Consider the following 21,973-nt stretch of genomic DNA (forward strand, 5'->3'; position numbering starts at 1 on the left):
ACTGTTCAGCCCCTGAAAAACATCTCTTGAAAACTACTGCAGTCGGACAGCCTTGGCTGGAATTTGGCTTTGGGCCTTTTTCCTACTTCGTTTGAGCCGTTTTCGCTACGTTTTAGAGATGCTTGGAAAATGCGGCAGTATCCGTTAAAGCCGAATGATGTTCAACACGTCGCCTGACAGGCTGACCTGGACGCCCGAGCCCCACATCGGATCGCGACGCAAATCCTCGGAGACCTTGTAATGACCGGCGATGGAGATCAGTTCAGCGCTCAATTGCTGACAGAAAATCCGTGCCTTGGTGTCACCTTTGACGCCGGCCAGTGCTCGGCCGCGCATCGGGCCGTATACATGGATGTTGCCATCGGCGAGAAGTTCCGCCCCCGGACTGACCGAAGAGACCACGACCAGATCGCCACCCTGGGCATATATCTGTTGGCCACCACGTACTGGCGTGGTGATTACGCGGGTCGGTTTGACGGTCGGCTCAGGCGGCTTTTCCGGCTTCTTTTTGACTTCGGCTTCCGGCGTCTCCAGCGGACGCTCGCGGGCGCCGGAGGGCGGTAGCACGGGGATGTCGATGGCGATGGCGGCGGCGATGTCTTCGATGCGGCTGGCGCGAATGGCCAGGGTACGCAGACCATGCTGACGGCAGACGCGCATCAGCCCCGGCAGGTCAACCGCGCCCTGATTCGGCGGCAGTTTGTCTAGAGCCAGAACTAGCGGTGCATTGCTGAAAAAATTCGGCGCCTGGGCGACTTTGGCGGCCAATTGCCGATCAAGGCTTTCGAGGTCGTTACGGGCCAGTTCCAGCACAGTGATGGCCAGCATGCTGCCCTTGAGCTGGAATACGGGATCTTGGTCTAACGGGTCGGTTTGGCTCATGTCGGCATACAACGGCTTGTCACTAAAAGTGCCGAGACTTATAACGAGAACGCCCGCGAGCCGCAAGCCGGGTCGAACGATGTAGAATGCGCGGCCACTGTATTTACGGAAGCTTTAATGGATCGCCCGCGTTTTCGAAAAGCATATCTTGCTCCGCGCTTCTGGCCGCTCTGGTGCGGCCTGGGGCTTTTGTGGCTGATCGTGCAGTTGCCGTATCCGGCGCTGCTGACCATCGGTCGAGTTTTGGGCGCGTTAATGTATCGCGTCGCCAGCGACCGGCGAACCATCGCCCGGCGCAATCTGGAATTGTGCTTCCCGGAAAAATCCGCCGCCGAGCGCAAACGCCTGCTCAAGGAAAACTTCGCCTCCACCGGCATCGCCTTCTTCGAGATGGCGATGAGCTGGTGGTGGTCGCGCGAGCGTCTGGCGAAACTGGCCCACGTCGAAGGCCTTGAACATCTGCAGAAGGCCCAGCGCGAAGGCAAAGGCGTGATCCTCATGGCCGCGCATTTCACCACGCTGGAAATCGGCGCGGCGCTGCTCGGCCAGCAGCACACCATCGACGGCATGTACCGCGAACACAAAAACCCCTTGTTCGACTTCGTCCAGCGCCGTGGCCGCGAGCGGCACAATCTGGATTCGCTGGCGGTGGAGCGCGATGACGTACGCGGCATGCTCAAACTGCTGCGCTCGGGCCGGGCGATCTGGTATGCGCCGGATCAGGATTACGGCGCCAAGCAGAGCATCTTCGTGCCGCTGTTCGGCATTCAGGCCGCCACCGTCACTGCGACGACCAAGTTTGCACGGCTGGGCAAAGCGCTGGTGGTGCCGTTCACTCAGGAACGTCTGGCCGACGGCAGTGGTTACCGCTTGGTGATTCATCCGCCGCTGGAAGATTTCCCCGGCGAGACCGAGGAGGCCGATTGCATCCGCATCAATCAGTGGGTCGAGAGTGCTTTGCGTGCCTGCCCCGAGCAGTATCTGTGGGCGCATCGGCGCTTCAAGAGTCGCCCACCGGGCGAGCCGAAGCTTTATCCCAAGCGTCGTTGATTAGCCGATCTGACAAGCACCGTGGAGTGTTGCGATGAGTCCTGCTGAACCGGTTACAGGTTTGATTCTTTCCGGCGGCGGGGCTCGGGCGGCTTATCAGGTCGGGGTGCTGGCGGCGATTGCCGAGTTGCTGCCGGTGGGCGCGGACAATCCGTTTCCGGTGATCGTCGGCACCTCGGCCGGGGCGATCAATGCGGTCAGCCTGGCCAGTGGCGCCACGGACTTTCGCGCCGCCATCGAACGCCTGACCCAGTTCTGGCAGGGCTTTCGCAGCCACCGCGTGCTGCGCAGCGACTGGCCGGGCGTGATCCATCAAGCCAGCCGCTTCGTCAGCCACAGCCTGCTCGGCCTCGGTCGGCAGATGCCGGTGGCGCTGCTCAACAGTTCGCCGCTGCGCGAACTGCTCGAGGAAAAACTGCACCTGCCCGGCATCGCCGAATCCATCGCGCGCAAGCAATTGCATGCGGTGGCGGTGACTGCGTTCGGCTACGAATCGGGGCAAGCGGTGACGTTCTATCAGGGCGGCGGCACCATCGACGCCTGGCTGCGGCACCGCCGCATCGGTGTGCCGACGCAGTTGTCGGTCGATCACCTGTTGGCCAGTTCGGCGATCCCGCTGTTGTTCGCGCCAGTGAAAATCGCTGAGGAATATTTCGGTGACGGCGCAGTGCGCCAGTCGGCGCCGATCAGCCCGGCGCTGCATCTGGGTGCCAGTCGCGTGCTGGTGGTGGGCGTCAGCGGCAACCCGCGCGGCGTCGATCCGCAGCAGCCGCTGGAACGCGCCTACAGCGGCCAGCAACCGACGCTGGCGCAGATCGGCGGGCACATGCTCAACAGCACGTTCATCGACAGCCTGGAAAGCGATATCGAGTTGCTGCAGCGTCTGAATCAGTTCAGTCATTTGCTCCCGGCCGGCACGCCGACCCGCGCGCTGGGTGTGGCGCCGGTGGAGGTGCTGGTGATTGCGCCGAGTCAGCCGATCGACGAAATCGCCGCACGGCATCGCCAGGAGTTACCGGCGGCTTTGCGCCTGTTTCTGCGCGGCCCGGGGGCGACGAAGACGAGCGGGGCGGGGGTGCTCAGTTATCTGCTGTTCGAGGCGGGGTATTGCAGCGAGTTGATCGAGTTGGGGCGGCGGGATGCGTTGGCCAAGCGCGAGGAGCTGTGCCGGTTTTTGCGGATTTCCGAAGCAGTAGCTCCCGCCTGAAATCTGCGGTGAGGCCTTCGCGAGCAGGCTCGCTCCCACATTGGAACTCGGTCTGAATGTGGGAGCGAGCCTGCTCGCGAAGCTTTTAGGGTCAGAAGTGGAACTTGACCAGGAAGCTCGTGGTGCTCTGATCGGTCTTGAAGTACTGGCTGTCCTTGATCCCGTACTTGTCCGACCAGTAGTCGTACTCGACACCGACATACAACTGCTTCTCGCCGAAATTCAGCGCCTTGCCCAGGTCGTATTTGACCTGCGGGTTGAAGTGCAGGTTGGCGTGGTAGTCGCCCTTGGAATTGGAGTCGTTGTCGACCACCCAGTCCATGAAGCCGTCGATGAGGATGTTCGATTTGCCCACCGGAATGGTGTAGGACCACACCGGGGTGATCTGCCAGACATTGTCACCGGCGCGTGCGCCCTGGGTGTGACGCTGGTAGAAGTTCAGCTGGAAGTAATCGAAGCCCGGAATCGCCAGGTCGAAGCCCGGACCGATCAGGTACGACTCGGTATCGCCTTCACCGAACTCGTAGGTCATGGCCAGCAACACGTCAGTCACCGGACCAAAGGCCAGTTTCTGATCGAAGATCTTGCCGAACGACAGGCGCGGGCTGAGCTCGCCGTAGTAGGTGTTGGAGCCGACGCCGCCATCATCCTTGCCGTTGTAGAAGATCTTGTCGATGAACAGGAAGTTGTCCCCATACTTCCAGGCATCGGCGTGCTCGAAGGTCACGGTCTGCTGAATGCGCGGGTTGACCTGGAAGTCCTTGCCATACAGGTAGGTCAGGCTGTTGTTCTGCCACTGCAGCAGGCCTTCGGCCATTGCCTGGCCGCCGGCGAACATCGATCCGGCCAGCATCAGGCTGGTGCACATACGTTTCATTCGGTTGCTCCCAAAGTAGGTGTTCCACGTTATTTTTTTAAGATCGGCGCTCTGATGTGGCGCCTTTTTTCGTACCGCAAATTTCATCCGATCGGTCAGCTTTGAATGCTGGTAGCAAAAGCTGCGCCAAGGCTTTTGAAAAACCAAAAAACGCCCGTTCGGCTGCTGAAAAACAGTCGACGAGCGTGTTTTCGGGATGCCTCAGGACTGACCGCAGCCGGGATAAGTTGGCTTTTCGGTCAGAAATTGAATTCAGGCTTTTTTTTAGAGCGAATTCGGAAGGCCGCGGAGAATACTGACTCCTCGGCCAACGCTCAAGTGCCCCGCAACAGAGCACCGACGGCAAGCATGGCGCACGGTTGCGGACCATCTCAGAAGTGCACCTTCAGCAGCAGGCTGGCGGTGTTCTGGTTGGTATCGAACGCGTGGCTGTTTTCGATGCCGTATTTGTTCTTCCAGTAGCTGTACTCGGTGCCGACGTATACCTGTTTCTGGCTCCAGCCCATGGCTTTGCCGAGGTCGTATTTGATCTGCGGATTGATGTGCAGGTTGGCGTGGTAGGTGCCGCGCGAGTTTTCGTCGTTGTTGACGACCCAGTCGAGGTAGCCGTCGATCAGCACATCGGAATTGCCCAGCGGGAAGCTGTAGGACCACGCGGGGGTGATTTGCCAGACACCATCGCCGGGCCGCGGGCCTTCGGTCTGGCGACGGAAAATGTTCAGGGTGACGTAGTTGAAGCCGGGCACTTTCAGGTCGAAGCCGGGGCCGATCAGATAGGCCTCGCTTTCGCCTTCGCCGTACTCGTAGGTCATCGCCAACAGCACATCCTTGATCGGGCCGAACTCGATCTTGCGGTCGAGGATCTTGCCGAAGGACAGACGCGGGGTGAACTCGCCGTAGAAAGTATGCGGCCCTTTGTTCGGGTCTTCCTTGCCGTTGTAGAAGATCTTGTCGACGAACAGAAAGTTGTCGCCGTACTTCCACTTGTCGGCGTGCTCGAAGGTGACCGTCTGCTGATAGGACGGGTTGATCGCGAAGTTCTTGCCGTACAGATAGCTGAGGCTGTTGCTCTGCCACAGCAGCAGATCGCCGGCCATGGCCTGACTCGCGGCCAGCAGGCCGCCACTCAACAGAACGTTGCTTTGCGTGCGGATCATCTGTTGCTCCCTGTTGTTTTTATTGTTTGAGGCACAAGCAGTTGCGTAGTCCCTGTGGGAGCGAGCCTGCTCGCGAAGCGGTTGTGTCAGTCGCCATCAATGTTGAATGACACAGCGTTTTCGCGAGCAGGCTCGCTCCCACAGGTGGCGTGGTGGTTTCAATCAGTGCGCATGGCAATCATTGATCGCGGCACGCTCCTTGCCGCCGAGGATGTTGAACAGCAGGTTCAGCGTCAGCGCGCTGAGGGTGGCCATGGCGATGCCGCTGTGGGTGATCGGGCTCATCCACATCGGCAGGTGGGCGAAGAATTCCGGACGTACCACCGGGATCAGGCCCATACCGATGCTCACTGCGACCAGCAACTGATTGCGGCGGTCACCGATGTCTGCCTCCTGGAGGATCTTGATGCCAGTCGCGGCGACCATGCCGAACATCGCAATCGCCGCGCCGCCCAGCACCGCCGGTGGAATCGATGCCACCAGAAACGCCGCTTTCGGCAACAGGCTGAGGACGATCAGCAGACCACCGGCAACGATGGTCACCGAGCGGCAGCGCACGCCGGTCATCTGCACCAGGCCGATGTTCTGCGCGAACGAGGAGTGGGTGAAGGTGTTGAAGAAACCGGCGAAAAACGACGCGCCGGCGTCGCACAACAAGCCACGACGGAGCATGCGCGGGCAGACTTCCTGGCCGGTGATTTTGCCCAGCGCGAGGAACATCCCGGTGGACTCGACGAAGATGATCACCACCACCAGACACATCGACAGAATCGGCGCCAGCTCGAATTTCGGCATGCCGAAATGCAGCGGGGTGACGAACTGAATCCACGGTGCGCTGGCCATGCCGCTGAGGTCGACCATGCCGATCACGCCGCACAGTACATAGCCCAGGCACATGCCGATCAGCACCGAAATGTTGACCCAGAATCCGCGCATGAAGCGATGAACCAACAGGATGGTGGCCAGCACCAGTGCAGCGATGGCCAGATAAATCGGCGAACCGAATTGCGCGGCGTCGACACCGCCACCGGCCCAGTTCACGGCCACGGGGAACAGCGATAAACCGATCGAGGTGATGACCGTGCCGGTCACCAGCGGCGGGAAGAAGCGCACGACCTTGGACATGAACGGCGCGATCAGCATGCCGAAGAAACCGGCAGCGATCGTTGCACCGAAGATGCCTTGCAGACCGATGCCGGGCATGCCGGCCATGGCCACCATGCTGCCGACCGCAGCGAAACTGGCACCCATCATCACCGGCATGCGAATGCCCATCGGGCCGATGCCGAGCGACTGCACGATAGTGGCGATGCCGGCGACGAGCAGGTCGGCGTTGATCAGGAAGGCGATTTCTTCACGACTCAGGCCAGCGGCCTGTCCGATGATCAGCGGCACCGCGATGGCACCGCCGTACATCAGCAGAACATGTTGCAGACCGACCAGGATCAGTTGCAAAAGGGGCAAACGCTGAATGGCGGGTGCGTCGGGGATGCGCGCTTTGGACAGCTCGGACATGCAACACCTCGGATCTTTTTTATTCTTGTGATTAACAGCTGCCGGGTTGCTTGCAGCTGTTTCTTTGCATCAGGCAGACCGCGGAGCGGCCATTCGCGGGCAAGCCCGCTCCCACACAGGCTATGCAAAACCCTGTGGGAGCTGGCTTGCCAGCGATGCTTTTAACGATTAATTGGTTTGCGCTCCCTGGGCAATCCAGGCACCGATCAGGTCACGTTCCTGCTGGGTCATCTGGGTGATGTTGCCCAGTGGCATGATCTGCGTGGTGATGGCTTGCGCCTGAATGCGCGCGGCGTTCTGGCGGATCTGCTCGGGGGTGTCGAACATCACACCGGCCGGGGCTGCGCTGAACAACGGGCTGGTCGGCTTGGACGAGTGGCACACCGTGCAACGCTCTTGAATCACGTTGTGCACCTTGTCGAAACCGGGGCCGGCATTCGAGGCTTGCGCGGGTGCCGCCGCAGGGGCTGCGGGTGCCGCAGGTTGCGCCGCTTCGGCCGGTTTCGCGCCACCGCCCAGTGCCGTCTCCGGCAGCGGTTGATACTCGATTTTCGCCGGTGCCTTGGCCACTTCAGGTGCGTTCGACATCGGCGCCGGGCCGGTGACGTAGGCCAGACAGATCATGCCCACCGCTGCCACCGGCAGGGTCCAGGCAAACTTGTGGCTGTCGTGACGGGTGTTGAAGTAGTGACGCACCAATACCGCCAACACCGCGATCCCGGCGAGGATCAACCAGTTGTACTGGCTGCCGTAAGTGCTCGGGAAGTGGTTGCTGATCATGATGAACAGCACTGGCAGGGTGAAGTAGTTGTTGTGACGCGAACGCAGCAGACCCTTGGCCGGCAGGGCCGGATCAGGCGTACGGTTCTCGGCGATCGCCGCGACCAGTGCCCGTTGCGCCGGCATGATGATGCGGAACACGTTGCCGACCATGATGGTGCCGATGATCGCGCCGACGTGCAGGTACGCACCACGACCGCTGAACACTTTGCTGAAGCCATAGGCCGCGGCAATGATCAGCACGAACAGGATGAAGCCGAGCAGGGCGGGTTTCTTGCCCAGGGCCGAATCGCAGAGGAAGTCGTAGACAAACCAGCCGACGATCAGCGAGCCGATACCGATGGCCACGCCTTCAGGACCGCTGAGGCCACTGCCGGGTGCCACGAGGTAGAGCACCGGATTGGAGTAGAACACCACGCACAGCAGCGCGATCCCCGACATCCAGGTGAAGTAGGCTTCCCACTTGAACCAGTGCAGGTTGTCCGGCATGGACGGTGGGGCCAGTTTGTATTTTTCCAGGTGGTAGATGCCGCCGCCGTGGATCGCCCACAGATCACCGGCCAGACCGGTTTTCGGGTTGACGCGGTTGAGGTTGTTCTCCAGCCAGACGAAGTAGAACGACGCGCCGATCCAGGCCACGCCAGTGATCATGTGAACCCAGCGCACGCTCAGGTTCAGCCATTCCAACAGATGTGCTTCCACAGTCTTTACCTCTCGCCTGTCACTCTTGTTGTCGAGTGATCAGACCTTCTCTTATTGGTGGGGGGCGAGGATCAACCGCTCATCCTCTTTGAAAAAATGCTCATCGCAGTTATTGCCTGTGCCACTGCGATCAACCACCAGGAAGTCATCCCGCTTTTCGATCGTCAGCACCGGGTGGTGCCAGACGCCGCGATGGTAATTGATGCCCTGCCTGCCGTTGGTGACGAAGGCGCGGACCAAGCCTGATACAGGTTCATCGCCAACTGGCGCGACCACGATCAGAAAGGGGTTGCCGAGCAGCGGAATGAAAGCCTGGCTGCCCAGCGGATGGCGTTCCAGCATGCAAACGGTCAGCGGCATGTCCTGCGCGTCGGCGCGGAAAATGCTGATGATCGCGTTGTCCTCAGGCGTAGCGGTTTCGACCGTCGCCAGTTTGTGGAAGCGCATGGTCGAACCGTTGTTGATCATGAAGTGATCGCTGCCGTCGGTTTCGATCACGTCACCGAAAGGGGCGAAGGCTTCTTTGGTCAGCGGTTCAATCGTCAATGTGCGCATGCTGTTCTTCTTATCCGGATTCTGTGTTGTTAGATCTATCGCCATCGCGGGCAAGCCCGCTCCCACAGTGGACTGTGGCGTTCACAAAACCTGTGGGAGCTGGCTTGCCAGCGATTGGGTTCAACCTTGTTTAGCGACCTTGCCCAATACACGCAGGCGACTCACGCCACCATCCGGGAACACGTTCAGGCGGATGTGGGTGATCGGGCCGAGTGCCTTGATCTGCTCGACGAAGGTGTGTTCGGCGTGCATCTCCAGCTTCTGGCTTGGCAGCAGTTCGCGCCAGAACAGCGACTGGGTTTCGATCTGGCTGTCGGTGCCGCCTTTCACGAACGCGCCCTGGATCGAGCAGGTGTCCGGGTAGTTGCCTTTGAAGTGCAGGGTGTCGACGACGATCTTCTCGATCTCGCCCGGATGACCCAGGGCGACGATCACCCAGTCATTGCCCGGCGTGCGACGACGTGCGGTTTCCCAGCCGTCGCCCATGTTGATGCCACGGCCCGGGTTGAGGATGTTGCTCATGCGGCCGAAGTGTTCGTCGGAGCAGGCGAGGGCGCGGCCACCGTTGAGGGCTGCGGCCAGATCGACTTGCTCGTTGTCGCCCACAGCGGACCAGTCGCGGAACGGAATGCCGTATACGCGTAGACGGGCAACACCGCCGTCCGGGTAGATGTTGAAGCGCAGGTGGCTGAACGCTTTGTCGTTGCTGATTTCATGGTAATGGTGGCTGTTGCCCTGCAGCTCGACGGCCGACAGCACTTCGGTCCACTGGGTGTTTTCATCCGGCTCGCCCGAGGCCAGGAAGCACGCTTCCAGCGAGGCCGACGGCGGGTAGTTGCCGGTGAAGAATGAAGTGTCGATGTCCACGCCTTTGATCGAGCCCGGTACGCCCAGACGGATCACCGCGCTGTCGAAACCTTCGAAGCGCTTGCGGCGCGACTCCCAGCCGTCCATCCACTTGCCGTTGTCGTCGAACACGCCCTCCTTCCATACGGCCGGGGTCGGTTGGAACAGACGATTGGCGTCTGCGAACCAGTCATCGGTGACCGAAATGATCTTGGTGCCCAGACGGGCGTCGGCCAGGTTGACGTATTTTTCGAAAGGTACGGCGTAAGCTTTCATTCTTCTTGTCTGCCTTTGATAAGTTGGCTGGGGATGCTCGCAGGGCCCTGGGCGTTTGCGCGTTCATTCACGCTCGGGCCAGGCTTGCTAAAGAGTCAGTAAACGGAACAGGGCAATCTTGTTGATCTCCGCCAGCGCGCATTTGAACTCGGCTTCCACCGAATTGTTGATGCGCGTTTCGAACGCCGCGAGGATCTGATGCCGGTTGCTGCCTTTTACCGCCATGATGAAGGGAAACTTGAACTTGGCTTTGTAGGCGTCGTTCAGCTCGGTGAAGCGCTGGAACTCTTCGGCCGTGCATTGGTGAATACCGGCGCCAGCCTGTTCATTGGTGCTGGCTTCGGTCAGTTGGCCCTGGACGGCAGCTTTGCCGGCCAGGTCCGGGTGAGCGTTGATCAGGGCCAGTTGGCTGGCATGATCGGCGCTCAACAGGATATCGCTCATGCGCTGGTGCAGGGTTTCGATCTCGTCGATCGAAGCGTCCGCACCGAGGTCGTAGGCCTTTTCGGCCACCCATGGCGAATGTTCGTAGATGTCGGCGAAGGCTTTGACGAAAGCGTCGCGGCTCAGGGTCGACGGTAGCAGGGTTTGAAAGCGGCTCATTTTGCAGTCCCTTGGTACGGGTGGGTTTGCTGCCAGTGACGTGCGATGTCGACGCGACGGCTGAACCACACCTGTTCATGACTTTTGGCGTATTCGATAAAGCGCTTGAGCGAAGCGAGGCGACCAGGACGGCCGATCAGGCGGCAGTGCAGACCGATCGAAAGCATTTTCGGCGCTTCGGCACCCTCGGCGTAGAGCACGTCGAACGCGTCTTTGAGGTATTCGAAGAAATCGTCACCCTTGTTGAAACCCTGCACCTGTGTGAAGCGCATGTCGTTGGTGTCGAGGGTGTAGGGGATCACCAGATGCGGCTTGCCGGTGGGGTTGTTCGGTTCCCAGTAGGGCAGGTCGTCGTCGTAGGTGTCGCAGTCGTAGAGGAAACCGCCTTCTTCCATGACCAGCCGGCGGGTGTTCGGCCCGGTGCGGCCGGTGTACCAGCCGAGCGGACGTTCGCCGGTCAGTTCGGTGAGGATGCGGATCGCTTCGAGCATGTGCTCGCGTTCCTGCGCTTCATCCATGTACTGATAGTCGATCCAGCGGTAGCCGTGGCTGCAGATTTCGTGACCGGCTTCGACCATCGCACGGATCACGTCCGGGTGACGCTGGGCGGCCATGGCCACGGCGAAGATGGTCAGCGGAATATCGAATTCCTTGAACAGCTTCAGAATCCGCCAGACGCCGGCGCGGCTGCCATACTCGTAAAGCGATTCCATGCTCATGTTGCGCGCGCCCTGCAGCGGCTGAGCGGCGACCATTTCAGACAGGAAGGCTTCGGACTCCTTGTCGCCGTGCAGAATATTGCGCTCGCCACCTTCTTCGTAATTGAGTACGAAGGACAGGGCGATCCGGGCATTGCCCGGCCAGTGTGGGTGAGGAGGGTTACTGCCGTAACCGATCAGGTCGCGTGGGTAGTCAGCGCTCACTGCAGTCTTCCTTCTTGTACGTTGACAGATTGGTGTGGCGGCCTGGCAGGCTGGCGTCACAGCGATGGGCTGATTGTATACAACTTTATTTACATTTTGTAAGCCTGAATTTTCGCATTTTTCACCGGCTGTCATCTTTTGCTGTTAATGGTTCCAGCCTGCAAGAAACCTGCCTGACCAGTCAGCTAATGAATAGAAGGTTCAATGATCAGGCGCTTTGCCTGCGAATTGGCGATTAAGGCCCGGATGGCGGGGGGGAAGCGAAAAATGTCGTTTTTATTGTGTACAATTTTTTTGAAAAGTGTCTTAATCAGTCGCTCGCCGCAGCGTTTCGTGCTCCGAAACGGTGCGGTCTCCTTTTCAACTGACTTCGGGAGGCGCGAAGTCTGACCGCTTGTTGCGGCCGGGCGCGCAGAATCAATGGGACGTTTGACAACACACGTTTTGGACGCTGCACACGGTTGCCCGGGCAGCTCGATCAAGGTCGAGCTGTACCGCGTTGAAGGATCGCACCTGGAATTGGTCGCCAGTGCGACAACCAACAGCGATGGCCGGGTCGATGCGCCGTTGCTGCAAGGCGACGATTACCGCACTGGCGTCTATCAGGTCCAGTTCCACGCTGGCGATTACTACCGCGCCCGCGGTGTGCAACTGCCCGAGCCGGCATTTCTGGACGTGGTGGTGTTGCGTTTCGGCATCTCCGCCGAGCAGGAGCACTACCACGTGCCCCTGCTGATTTCGCCTTACAGCTATTCCACGTATCGGGGCAGCTGACCCCCAAGCAGCTGCCCCCACCGGGAAGCGACTGCGCATATAGCTTCTTTGGTCTTTCGCCCGCTCACACTGCGGGCTTTTTTTATGCCCGTTTGCGGCGCAACTGCCGGTGCAGGCGGGTAGCGGCTCATCGCTCGCGGATAATGAATACCGAATCTGGCGTGGACGCGACCTTCAATACACCCCCGATCAGCCATACCACTTTGTTCTGCGCCGCTGCATCGGTCAGTGCCTTGAAGGCCTCCTGACCGATTCTGGCGGGCAAGCCCGGTTCCGTCAGTTCGTTGCCAGGAACGTGGGTCAGGCCGGCCTGACCGATCGCGCCCAGTTTCAAAAAGAAGATCTGATCGTGACCGGCTCGTTTGAAGACCAGCGTCGGCATTCTGTGCTCATAAGTCAGTGGAAACAGCTCGTAACCACAGCCGACCAGCAACGCGCCGAGCAATCGCCGCAGATTCAGATCCGAGGGATAGGTCTTGTAATGATTCCAGGCGGAGGGGAAATGCTGCGGATCGAAGCTCAGTCGTTGCAATTCACTGTCGGTCTGGGAGGGCATCGGAATAAGTCGTTTGCTTCCCAGGTCGATGTCCGGCGCAACGGCCAGCATGTTCAGCGGGTCGGCAAAATCGGCAGCTGTGGAAAACGGCAGTTGTTTCCACTGATGCAGAACGGCCTGAACATTGATCAATCCGGTGCCGGTAATCGTCTCGGAGTGATCGGCGAGTTCGAACAACCTGCGGGCGACGGCCCTTGCTGTTGCTTCAGAGAAATCGGGGAACGCGCGAGCGACGGACGTTGATATCGGCTCTTCAAAAAAGCGTTTGCCCGGATGGACCTCACCCGGATCACTGCCGATGCGAAAAGTCGCTACCGGCTGTCGCTCGGGCATGTTTATCAGCATGCTTTCGAAAGTATTGAAATCTGTCGGGACAAACTCGGGATGACATACGAAATACACTTTGGGTGTCGTGTTCGAGCCGACAGGGACGATTGGATAATGCAGCCAGCCAAGCTGTACCGATTCGATGTGCACAGGTTTGTTCAGGTGCCCCCACGGAAGCCAGAAATACGGGGTCAGCTCCTCAGACGGAGTTGTGGCTTGCGACGCGGTTAGCGTTTCTGTGGCCTCGACAAGTCGTGGACGCTTGCTCGGGCCGGGGACTGCGTTGTCGGACTGGCTGGCTTCGGGCTTGGTACCAGATGGCTTCGTCCCGGGTGTTTTTCGCCGCCAGAAAACGGTGCCGGGGATTTGCTCAAAGAAAACGTCGGGTGCATTGGTCGTTGAGGCAAACGCTTGTTGATATTCACCGTCCTGGTTTTTGCGCACCATGACGGTGCCGTCTACCGTGGTTACGAAGGTCTGCCTGAGTCTGTTGTAACGAAGGCCTTCTGTCGCCATTTCCGGCTTGGTCAACGTCATGGCGTCGGCCGGCGAGATGTATGAGGGCAAGTGTGGCGTGGCGGACGCAGGCCGGTTGGAGGGCCTCTCGGGCCGCTGGATCTGCCAGATCGCCTGACCCTCGATTCGCGTCAGAGGCAGGCCGGGCACGCCGGGCGCGAAGGTCAGTGGCACATGGTAGTTGCCTTGCCCGTCCTGCTCGACGACAAACTGGCCTTCATTGGCGATTTGAGCGTAGGTGCGCTGATCCGGTCCAGTGAACAAGCCATCGTTCTGCGTCACCGGCACCAATTCGTGGAAACGCTCTTGCGGCCAGGCGATTGCGTTCCGAGTGGCGCTGAAATCATGCGCTGCATCTGGCAAGGCATGAAGGCTGACCGTGGGCACTGCGTTGGCTGCGGCAGAGGTGGCTGGCGCTTGGCTGATCGCCGGCGAATCGATGCCCAGAAGCAGGGCGTCAGGCATGTCCAGGCCCACATTTCTGACGAGGGGCGGTGATCCGGGATGTGTGGCATCGGGCGAATCGGGCGATTTTATGGTCGGGATTTTTTTGGGTGATTTGGCCATGGGAAATACTCGGAAAAAGAGCGCGCAGACGCGTGCGGGTGCCGCGTAGACAGTACGCTGATAAAAAAAGGGTGTTTGTTGACGAGTTACCGCGAATTACGCGGGAGGCACTTTCATCAGCGAAACAGGGCGGAAAATGTTGGTCTGGTGACTGCAGCGATTCACTGCTCTCAAAGCAGACTTTTCGATGCGGGATTTGTCGGCACGCAATACCCAGCCATGGGCGGCCAGGTTGTAGCCCACGCGTGCGGTTTCGTCGTTGACGCAGATAACGTTCCAGACTTTGACTTCGTCGTTGGCCAATGCGGCAAGATATGGCGGGAGCGCTTTTGAGGCGTCTGGCTCTTCGAAAAAACGTGCATCGAGCCCATCCAGATAAATGCGATCAAAGACCAGATCAACCGTGTGCACAACTCCACCGGTTGTAATTACGCGGATTTGATCTATCAGATCTTCGCTTCCATAGACCGGCAGATAAAAAGTGGTTGTGCCGATGGAGAGCCGGTTTTCTTCCAGCCTTATTTCGACCTTGCCGAGCTGCGTTGCATCAAGTTCCCAAGTGGATGAATAGGGCAGGCGAACTTTGGCATCGGCAAGTGCGCCGGGAGTCGAGAGTTTGATGGTCATGTCCGGGAGTACGTGGATGAGATAACTCGAACCTTCTCCTTCGTAGTTGTCCATGTCGGTTTGCACGGCCAGTCGAATCGGCGTTGCGCAAACTCTTGTACGGCCCATCGGTTCAGCTGCTTTTTCAGCCAAATTGTGAAAGTAGCGCTGAGAGCGAACCTCGAGCGGCAGTTTCATTTGGGTCACCCAATCCCGCGATACCGTGAAATCCGTAAAGGCAGGTGCGATTTCGGTTTGCGCTGTAAGCTCGGCATCTGCAACAACGCCATCCTTGAAGATCAATACGTAACGGCTGAACGGACGAACAGCCATGGTGCGCAGGATCTTCGTAATATTGTCGTGATCGTCTTCGTTACGCGCAGCGGAGTAATAATTGAGCTTGATGCTTTTCGCGCCGAAGTGATAGACGAGATGGCAACCAACAGTCAGGTGATATGACTTGGGTTTGTCCGAGAAAAAATGCGCCTCCGCTTTTGTCAGCTCATCGCTGCGGAAATCCAGATATATCCGGGTAATGACATCAGAACGTAAAACTGCGTAAAACGTGGTTGTCTTGCCGGTTCTCGGGACGTAATAGGCAGCGGGTTTGCGGTGGCGGATCCAGCATTCCGCTGCATAAATAATGATCGGGTTTACCGGTTTGCCACGTTTGAGGAAGATTTCGGTTATTTCTACGATGTGGCCGTCCGGGATGGTGTCTGGCAGATCAAGTCTGAAATGAAAATCATCGCTGGTTACGAAAACCAGGTTTTTGTTGCTCAGCTTTCTAGTGTGATCGGTGTTCGTATAAACATCATGAATGGTCAACACGTTTTTGAGGTGGTCAGACGTTTCGAAACCTGAGCGGATGACCAGGTCGTTACCTTCGATATCCCAGGATTCAATCAGATCCTTGCGCCAGTTCATGACGATGTAGCTGGTCTGTTCACCATCATCGACAATGGAAAAACGCCCCGCCACATGCGCGATGTAATATTGATCGGTGCCGGCGCCTCCCGACGCTTTTGCTCTTTCGTGGGAGAGAAATATCTGGTCGTCCCCAGCGCCAGCTTCAATGCTGTCGCTACCCCGGGATTTGATGATGTTGTTTTGCGCGGAGCCCGTTACCACGCTTGCCGCGCGATGGACTGTCTCAACGTTTTCGATGCTGTCCAGCAAACTGTGCAGGATAGATATCCGGTTATTGTCGGCATCGACATCGCTCGTGATGATCTGCAATGTTCCAGCCAGCAGATCTACGTCATAGCCAGTTCTGTTGGTATTTCGGGAGGAGTAGCTGCCGCCGAGTACCAGTGTGTCATTTCCTGCGCCGCCGCTCAGCGTCGAATGATCTGCGACATGGCGACCCCTTTCAAGGAAGTCCGCTGCGTTCTCAAACAGGAACTGGTCATTTTCTTCGCCGCCCGAAAGTTGTTTTTTTCCTGACTTGTAATGGAAGGTGTTGGGTTTTTTTTCTACCCCTCGGATCGAGTCGTTGCCCTCGCTGATAAACCAGAGAACGTTCTTGCCCTCTGCGGCGACCCCCAACTCCGCGCCGGGTGTATCTTTTGTAACCCCTGCGCGTGCATCAATGATGTCATCAGTGCCTACCACTTCAGGGACATTGACCGATTCCCACGCATCCTGTTTGGTCCACCAGTTTCGCTTCCAGACCCGCGTTGGTTTCAGACGCACATCTAATTTGCCGTTGACGATGGCTTCAGTAGTCTCTTTCAAGGGGCCATCGAGCAGCGTTCTAGCGGTCTTTTTCAGTTGCAGAGAGTGCTGCAACAGCGTCTTTGCCTTGATATAGCGGTTTTGAACGTTTTGATCGACATCCATCATGCAGAACGAAAACCAACCGCTACGCCACCGTTCATCGACAGTCAATTCAATGTAGTCATCTATATCGTCAACGATACGCACCGCACCGTAGACTTGTGAGCCGATGGCGAGAATCGCGCCGGCTGCAAGTCCGACAGGGCCGGCAAACGAGAACCCGGCCATCGCGGCGGACCCGAGGATGACAGTCATGGCTGCACTGGTAATGCTCAGACCAGCGCTGACGTAGTGATCCATCGCTTCTTTGCCGGTGGCATTCTGAGCGGCGTTCATCGACCTCACGGCGGTAAAGATGTCGAAGGGCAGCGTCAGCATGCCGCCGACCAACCCTCCCGATCGACCCAATCTGAGTGCAAAGCGGGTTTTGGCGAAGTCCCGATAAGCACTTTGCCCGGCTGTGAGCATCTGCGTGGCTATCTTGCTCACCGCGACATCGGCCGCGATGGAGCCCAGCTCCGATACAATGCCTGCGCTGTTTATCGCTATTTCAGCAGTGTTTTCGGCTTTGATCGCATCGACAACGCCGCGAATTCCCATGAAGATGCCGAAGCCCTGGATGCCCACGCTGGAGCCCAGCGTCGCGTAACTTTTGGTCAATGCGGCCCAGCGGGGATGATGTTTGGGGACGTGCACGTGTTGCAGATCAAGCGACTGTGCGGCACTCAGAAGTTTGACAAGTTTGTCGCGGTAATTGCTGGGTACAGTCTCTGTAGCATTCTCCCTCAAGAGCCGGGGAGCAGTGAGCGGGCGCTGGCTGGCTATTTCAAACAGGAGCGTGAGCAACAAGTAGCTATCGCTGCCCGTTGAAGTTTTCAGATAGTGTTCAACTTTATTGGCGTCGAACTGCAGGGCATTGATAAAAGAACGTTTTGGTCGGCGAAAGAAACTGTTCTCGCCATTCAATGGCTGACCATCAATGGTCGCGCCTAATCCGTCGAGTGCAGTACGGGTAATCGAAATGTCGCCAATTTCAAAAGGGCCGAACACTTCGTCCACCATTTGCAACTGACTCGATTTTTCGTTAGTTCGGCTCTGATCGATGGTTGAGGGCTTGTATTCGTTGGCTTCATAGCCCAGATCAATGATTATTACGGTATCGGAAACAGGTTGCAGTTCCGCATGTATTGAAGGGTCGGTTTGTGCTGTTGCTTCGCTTATCAGTGTGGCCATTAGAACTTCCTTGTTCCGGCAATTGTCGTTAAGGCGAAGAATATTACGTTGGCTTTTCCAGAGCTGTATATCGGTGGGTTGTTGCTATCTATTGCGTATCAAAGTTTGAATGTTGTTCGAATTGAATTGATTCAAAACAACACATCATCCCGCCCGAGATCCGTTCCGGCAGGATGATCAATAGTGGCGCTTTTCAGTGGCTGCCAAGCAACGACGCGGCGCCAGCACCACCAAACAGTCCGGCACTGACCCGATTGAACCAACTCTGGCCCTTGCCGCTGCGCAGATAACGTGCCGCGCCATGGGCGCCCAGGCCATAGGCCAGCTTGCAGCACAGATCAAGCACTACCCAGGTCGCGATCATGATCAGCAATTGCGGCAGAAAAGGTTGCTCAGCGCGGAGGAACTGCGGCAGAAACGCGGCGAAAAACAGGATGTCCTTCGGATTGCTCGCTCCCAGTACAAAAGCGCGTCCGAACAATGTGCGAAAACGCGGCACCGGTGCGGCTTCGGGTACTTCGGCGCCCGTCGATGGCTGCCGCGACTGCTGCCAGCTCTGCCAGGCGAGGTAGAACAGGTACAGCGCACCGACTATTTTCAGTGCGCTGAACAACTGCTCCGAAGCCATTAGCAATGCGCCGAGGCCAAGTGCCGACGCGCTGAGCAGGCAGATCGAGGCGATCACGCCACCCAGGAACGCGGGATACGACCGGCGCAAACCGTAATTCAGACTGTTGCTGATCATCAGCAATGACAGTGGCCCCGGGATCAGGATCACCACCAGTGCAGCGCCACTGAACAGCAGCCAGGTTTCCAGACTCATCGTATTGCTCCTTTGTTGTTATCGGGATGTGCAAAAGCCCCACCGGTGAGGGTGAGGCTGGTTTGAAGCCTGAACCGCGCAGCGTTTACAGGAAGATGAACTTGGCGATGAAGATCGCGCAGAGCACCCACAGGCTGACGGAAATTTCCTTGTACTTGCCGGTGCCGGCCTTCAACGCGACGTAAGTGATGAAGCCCAGTGCGATACCGTCGGCGACCGAAAAGGTCAGCGGCATCATGATCGCCGTGACGATCGCCGGAATGGCGTCGGTCGCTTCGTCCCATTCGATGTGGGCCATACCGCCCATCATCAGCATCGCCACGTAGATCAGTGCACCTGCCGTGGCATAAGCGGGAATCATGCCAGCCAGCGGTGCGAAAAACATGGCTGCTATAAATAGCACACCCACGGTAACTGCGGTAAGACCAGTCCGACCACCAGCGGCCACGCCAGCGGCACTTTCCACGTAACTTGTCACGGGTGGAACCCCCACCACGGCGCCAAATACGCTGGATGCGCTGTCAGCCTTCATGGCTCGGGAAAGATTCTCGATGCGACCGTCAGCGGCGACAAGGTTGGCGCGCTGGGCCACGCCCATCAGCGTACCGGCGGTGTCGAACATGTGCACGAAGAGGAAGGCCAGCACCACGCTGATCATGCTGACGTTGAACACGCCGGCGACGTTCATTGCCATCCAGGTCGGCGCCAGGCTCGGCGGCGCGGACATGATGCCCTCGTAGTGCACCAGACCCAGGCCCCAACCGGCGAGGGTGACGGTGATGATGCTGATCAGGATCGCACCGAACACGCGGTGGTAACTGAGGATCGCGATCATCAGGAAGCAGATCGCGGCGAGCAGTGGGCCGGGTTCGCGCAGCGAGCCAAGTTTGATCAGTGTAGCTGGGCTGTCAACGACGATACCGGCAGTCTTCAGCCCGATCAGGCCCAGGAACAGACCGACACCGGCGCCCATGGCAAACCGCAGGCTGACCGGAATGCTGTTGAGCAGCCACTCGCGAATCCGCGAAAAGGTCAGGAACATGAACAGCACGCCCGAGACGAACACCGCGCCGAGGGCGGTTTCCCAGTTGTAGCCCATGGTGCCGACCACGGTGTAGGTGAAGAAAGCATTGAGGCCCATGCCCGGCGCCAGGCCGACCGGCCAATTGGCATAGAGCCCCATCAACAGGCAACCGAGCGCGGCGGCGATGCAGGTGGCGACGAAGGCCGCACCGTGATCGATGCCTGCGTCGGCCATGATGTTCGGGTTGACGAAAATGATGTAAGCCATGGTGATGAAGGTTGTCAGACCGGCAATCAGCTCGGTCTTCACCGTGGTGCCATGCAAGCTGAGTTTGAACAGACGCTCCAGCAGGCCATTGCGTAATGGCGGCGTGAGCTCGAGCGGCGGTGCTTCGGATTTGCGGCTTTCCACAGCGAGTACTCCTCAAGAGTTTTATTGTTATTTCCAGGGCCGGACCCATGAGGGGTGGCAGCGGCCCTTTGAGGCATACGCGAATTTGTTGACCGTATAGTCAGGAACTCGCACGCAGTGGATTATGCTTTTGTGTACAAATAAAGCAAATATTGTTTTGGTTTTTGTCGCCGATTTTTTTGCTGATAGGGATATATGGCTATCAGGATGGCTTCGCGAGCAGGCTCGCTCCCACAGGAGAATGCGTTCGAATGTGGGAGCGAGCCTGCTCGCGAAGAGGACGGTCTTATCACTCGAGATGCGTCTGACTTCCCCCAAGCGCCAGATTCACCGCCAACCACCCATTCACCGCCGCTTCCCCAGCCTCGGCAAATACCCGCTCGAGCAATTTCACCTGCTCACGGCGCAGCGCTTGCTCGAACTTCGCACCTTCGGCCGTCAACTCAAGCAGGCGCTTACGCTTGTCCGTCTGCGAAGCGACGCTGTCGACCAGGTGCATCTCCTGCAACTGGCGCAGGGGCATGTTTAGCGCCTGTTTGCTCACGCCCAGCAGGGCCAGCAACTCTTTCACGCTGAGGTTCGGATAGCGCGCGATGAAAAACACGATGCGTTGATGCACCCGCGAGAGGCCGCGGCGCTCGAGCATTTCATCAGCCTTGGCAGTGAATGCCTGATAGCCGAAGAAAAACGCTTCCATGGCCTGTTGCTGAGTGGAGGGGTTTTTAAGGTCAAGCATGTTGACGTACTCGCTCAAGCTGTCGTAGTTTCAGTCAACCAGTTTGACTCATTTTTTACCTGCCTCGCTACGGTGACCTCCATGGCTTTTTCCGAACGTGTCTCGCGCCTTAAAAGTTCTTTGATCCGAGAAATCCTCGCCGCGGCCCAGCGTCCAGAGGTGATGTCGTTTGCCGGCGGTCTGCCCGCTGAGGCGATGCTGCCGAAGGTGGAATGGGCCGAGATGCCGCTGTCGCTGGGGCAGTACGGCATGAGCGAAGGCGAGCCGGCCTTGCGCGAGGCGCTGGCGGCAGAGGCGAGGGCGCTGGGCCTTGCGTGCGAGGCGAGTCAGGTGCTGGTGGTCAGTGGTTCCCAGCAAACTCTGGATCTGGCGGCAAAACTGTATATCGACAAGGGCACGGAAATCTTGCTGGAGGCGCCGACTTATCTGGCCGCGCTGCAAATCTTCCAGCTGTTCGGCGCCGACTGCCTGACCGTGCCGCAAGAAGCCGACGGACCCAACCTGGCGCAACTGCGCAAACGTCTGGAACAACACCGCCCGGCGTTTATCTACCTGATCCCGACGTTCCAGAATCCTTCCGCCGTGCGCTACAGCGAGGCCAAGCGCGCAGCGGTCGCCGCGTTGCTTGATGAATTCGGCGTCACGCTCATTGAAGACGAGCCATACCGCGAACTGACTTTCGATGGTGGCAGTGCCAAACCTATTGCGGCGCGCCTGAAAAAAGCCAGCTGGATCTACACCGGCACCGTGTCGAAAACCTTGCTCCCGGGTTTGCGTGTCGGTTATTTGATCGCCAGTGCGGATCTGTTCCCGCACCTGCTCAAACTCAAGCAATCGGCGGATCTGCACACCAATCGCATCGGTCAGTGGCAGGCGCTGCAATGGATCGGCTCAGAAAAGTATCACCAGCATTTAAGTGAGTTGCGGGATTTCTATCGGCTGCGGCGAGATGCGTTTCAATTGGCGCTGGAAATGCATTTTACCGATCTGGCTGAGTGGAACATGCCCCAGGGCGGGCTGTTCTTCTGGCTGACGCTGAAGCAACCGCTGGATACGCGGACATTGCTCGACGAGGCATTGGCTAACGATGTGGCATTCATGCCCGGTGAGCCGTTCTTTCCCGAGCCGGACAAGCATCATGGGCATTTGCGCCTGAATTTCAGCCACATCGATCCGGCGCGGCTGGATGAAGGGCTGAAGCGGTTGGCGGCGGTGGTGCGGCGGGCGCAGATGGAGAGGGCGGCCTGA

At 58.4% G+C, this 21,973-nt stretch carries 18 protein-coding genes; 4 read left to right on the forward strand and 14 right to left on the reverse strand.

The features are described from left to right. Positions 1-144: 144 nt before the first annotated feature. Positions 145-882: a septum site-determining protein MinC gene (minC, locus tag BXA01_RS24490; protein ID WP_041479318.1), complete on the reverse strand. Its 738-nt coding sequence runs from the start codon at positions 880-882 to the stop codon at positions 145-147. A gap of 117 nt (positions 883-999) precedes the next feature. Here minC and BXA01_RS24495 point away from each other — a divergent pair, with 117 nt between their 5' ends. Together BXA01_RS24495 and BXA01_RS24500 are read left to right on the forward strand one after the other, a co-directional pair. After that, a complete protein-coding gene (locus tag BXA01_RS24495) occupies positions 1,000-1,932 on the forward strand; it encodes a lipid A biosynthesis lauroyl acyltransferase (RefSeq protein ID WP_076566784.1) in 933 nt (310 codons plus the stop codon). Between the two features lie 34 nt (positions 1,933-1,966). Further along, positions 1,967-3,139 carry a patatin-like phospholipase family protein gene (locus BXA01_RS24500; RefSeq protein WP_076566786.1) on the forward strand — a complete coding sequence of 391 codons (1,173 nt, stop codon included), beginning with the start codon at positions 1,967-1,969 and terminating at the stop codon, positions 3,137-3,139. 91 nt (positions 3,140-3,230) lie between these two features. Here the strand turns inward: BXA01_RS24500 and BXA01_RS24505 are convergent, their stop codons facing one another. The 8 genes from BXA01_RS24505 to puuE form a co-directional block, all read right to left on the reverse strand. After that, the gene (locus BXA01_RS24505; protein ID WP_056784020.1) at positions 3,231-4,016 is read right to left on the reverse strand and encodes an outer membrane protein OmpK; all 786 of its coding nucleotides are present in this window, start codon (positions 4,014-4,016) and stop codon (positions 3,231-3,233) included. Between the two features lie 371 nt (positions 4,017-4,387). Next, complete coding sequence (locus BXA01_RS24510; protein WP_076566788.1) at positions 4,388-5,173, reverse strand: outer membrane protein OmpK; 786 nt, start codon at positions 5,171-5,173, stop codon at positions 4,388-4,390. A 162-nt stretch (positions 5,174-5,335) separates the two neighbouring features. After that, the gene (locus BXA01_RS24515; RefSeq protein ID WP_042608508.1) at positions 5,336-6,688 is read right to left on the reverse strand and encodes a nucleobase:cation symporter-2 family protein; all 1,353 of its coding nucleotides are present in this window, start codon (positions 6,686-6,688) and stop codon (positions 5,336-5,338) included. A gap of 168 nt (positions 6,689-6,856) precedes the next feature. Continuing rightward, a complete protein-coding gene (locus tag BXA01_RS24520) occupies positions 6,857-8,170 on the reverse strand; it encodes a urate hydroxylase PuuD (protein WP_076566791.1) in 1,314 nt (437 codons plus the stop codon). A gap of 51 nt (positions 8,171-8,221) precedes the next feature. After that, entirely contained in the window at positions 8,222-8,725 is a 504-nt protein-coding gene (locus tag BXA01_RS24525; protein WP_016773758.1) for an ureidoglycolate lyase, read from the reverse strand. Between the two features lie 120 nt (positions 8,726-8,845). After that, positions 8,846-9,847, reverse strand: a complete 1,002-nt coding sequence (gene alc, locus BXA01_RS24530; protein WP_024012212.1) for an allantoicase — start codon at positions 9,845-9,847, stop codon at positions 8,846-8,848. Positions 9,848-9,934: 87 nt separating this feature from the next. After that, positions 9,935-10,450: a 2-oxo-4-hydroxy-4-carboxy-5-ureidoimidazoline decarboxylase gene (gene uraD, locus BXA01_RS24535; protein ID WP_076566794.1), complete on the reverse strand. Its 516-nt coding sequence runs from the start codon at positions 10,448-10,450 to the stop codon at positions 9,935-9,937. Then, complete coding sequence (puuE, locus tag BXA01_RS24540) at positions 10,447-11,373, reverse strand: allantoinase PuuE (protein ID WP_042608504.1); 927 nt, start codon at positions 11,371-11,373, stop codon at positions 10,447-10,449. The genes uraD and puuE overlap by 4 nt, the downstream gene beginning before the upstream one ends. A gap of 420 nt (positions 11,374-11,793) precedes the next feature. Between puuE and uraH the strand changes: the two genes are divergently transcribed. Beyond that, a complete protein-coding gene (gene uraH / locus BXA01_RS24545) occupies positions 11,794-12,147 on the forward strand; it encodes a hydroxyisourate hydrolase (RefSeq protein ID WP_041479332.1) in 354 nt (117 codons plus the stop codon). 127 nt (positions 12,148-12,274) lie between these two features. Here the strand turns inward: uraH and BXA01_RS24550 are convergent, their stop codons facing one another. The 5 genes from BXA01_RS24550 to BXA01_RS24570 all read right to left on the reverse strand — a co-directional run bounded on the left by BXA01_RS24550 (position 12,275) and on the right by BXA01_RS24570 (position 20,725). Next, positions 12,275-14,113 (reverse strand): hypothetical protein, encoded by a 1,839-nt coding sequence (locus BXA01_RS24550; RefSeq protein ID WP_157115977.1) that lies wholly within the window; start codon positions 14,111-14,113, stop codon positions 12,275-12,277. A gap of 96 nt (positions 14,114-14,209) precedes the next feature. Continuing rightward, positions 14,210-17,731, reverse strand: coding sequence for a calcium-binding protein (locus BXA01_RS24555; protein ID WP_083957567.1), 3,522 nt, complete (start codon positions 17,729-17,731; stop codon positions 14,210-14,212). 193 nt (positions 17,732-17,924) lie between these two features. Continuing rightward, on the reverse strand, positions 17,925-18,554 hold the full coding sequence (locus BXA01_RS24560) for a LysE family translocator (RefSeq protein ID WP_041479336.1): 630 nt from the start codon (positions 18,552-18,554) through the stop codon (positions 17,925-17,927). An 85-nt stretch (positions 18,555-18,639) separates the two neighbouring features. Next, complete coding sequence (locus BXA01_RS24565) at positions 18,640-19,989, reverse strand: NCS2 family permease (RefSeq protein ID WP_024012217.1); 1,350 nt, start codon at positions 19,987-19,989, stop codon at positions 18,640-18,642. Between the two features lie 289 nt (positions 19,990-20,278). Then, positions 20,279-20,725, reverse strand: a complete 447-nt coding sequence (locus BXA01_RS24570; RefSeq protein WP_076567817.1) for a MarR family winged helix-turn-helix transcriptional regulator — start codon at positions 20,723-20,725, stop codon at positions 20,279-20,281. Between the two features lie 81 nt (positions 20,726-20,806). On the opposite strand from BXA01_RS24570, the gene BXA01_RS24575 reads away from it, so the two are divergent. Then, positions 20,807-21,973 carry an aminotransferase-like domain-containing protein gene (locus BXA01_RS24575; protein ID WP_076566799.1) on the forward strand — a complete coding sequence of 389 codons (1,167 nt, stop codon included), beginning with the start codon at positions 20,807-20,809 and terminating at the stop codon, positions 21,971-21,973.

This window comes from Pseudomonas sp. B10, from assembly GCF_900156235.1.
GTDB lineage: Bacteria > Pseudomonadota > Gammaproteobacteria > Pseudomonadales > Pseudomonadaceae > Aquipseudomonas > Aquipseudomonas siliginis.

Excerpts from the sequence above, each read along its gene's own strand:
- minC (WP_041479318.1), bottom strand. The coding sequence starts at position 882 with ATGAGCCAAACCGACCCGTTAGACCAAGATCCCGTATTCCAGCTCAAG.
- BXA01_RS24495 (WP_076566784.1), top strand. The coding sequence starts at position 1,000 with ATGGATCGCCCGCGTTTTCGAAAAGCATATCTTGCTCCGCGCTTCTGG.
- BXA01_RS24500 (WP_076566786.1), top strand. The coding sequence starts at position 1,967 with ATGAGTCCTGCTGAACCGGTTACAGGTTTGATTCTTTCCGGCGGCGGG.
- BXA01_RS24505 (WP_056784020.1), bottom strand. The coding sequence starts at position 4,016 with ATGAAACGTATGTGCACCAGCCTGATGCTGGCCGGATCGATGTTCGCC.
- BXA01_RS24510 (WP_076566788.1), bottom strand. The coding sequence starts at position 5,173 with ATGATCCGCACGCAAAGCAACGTTCTGTTGAGTGGCGGCCTGCTGGCC.
- BXA01_RS24515 (WP_042608508.1), bottom strand. The coding sequence starts at position 6,688 with ATGTCCGAGCTGTCCAAAGCGCGCATCCCCGACGCACCCGCCATTCAG.
- BXA01_RS24525 (WP_016773758.1), bottom strand. The coding sequence starts at position 8,725 with ATGCGCACATTGACGATTGAACCGCTGACCAAAGAAGCCTTCGCCCCT.
- alc (WP_024012212.1), bottom strand. The coding sequence starts at position 9,847 with ATGAAAGCTTACGCCGTACCTTTCGAAAAATACGTCAACCTGGCCGAC.
- uraD (WP_076566794.1), bottom strand. The coding sequence starts at position 10,450 with ATGAGCCGCTTTCAAACCCTGCTACCGTCGACCCTGAGCCGCGACGCT.
- uraH (WP_041479332.1), top strand. The coding sequence starts at position 11,794 with ATGGGACGTTTGACAACACACGTTTTGGACGCTGCACACGGTTGCCCG.
- BXA01_RS24550 (WP_157115977.1), bottom strand. The coding sequence starts at position 14,113 with ATGGCCAAATCACCCAAAAAAATCCCGACCATAAAATCGCCCGATTCG.
- BXA01_RS24555 (WP_083957567.1), bottom strand. The coding sequence starts at position 17,731 with ATGGCCACACTGATAAGCGAAGCAACAGCACAAACCGACCCTTCAATA.
- BXA01_RS24560 (WP_041479336.1), bottom strand. The coding sequence starts at position 18,554 with ATGAGTCTGGAAACCTGGCTGCTGTTCAGTGGCGCTGCACTGGTGGTG.
- BXA01_RS24570 (WP_076567817.1), bottom strand. The coding sequence starts at position 20,725 with ATGCTTGACCTTAAAAACCCCTCCACTCAGCAACAGGCCATGGAAGCG.
- BXA01_RS24575 (WP_076566799.1), top strand. The coding sequence starts at position 20,807 with ATGGCTTTTTCCGAACGTGTCTCGCGCCTTAAAAGTTCTTTGATCCGA.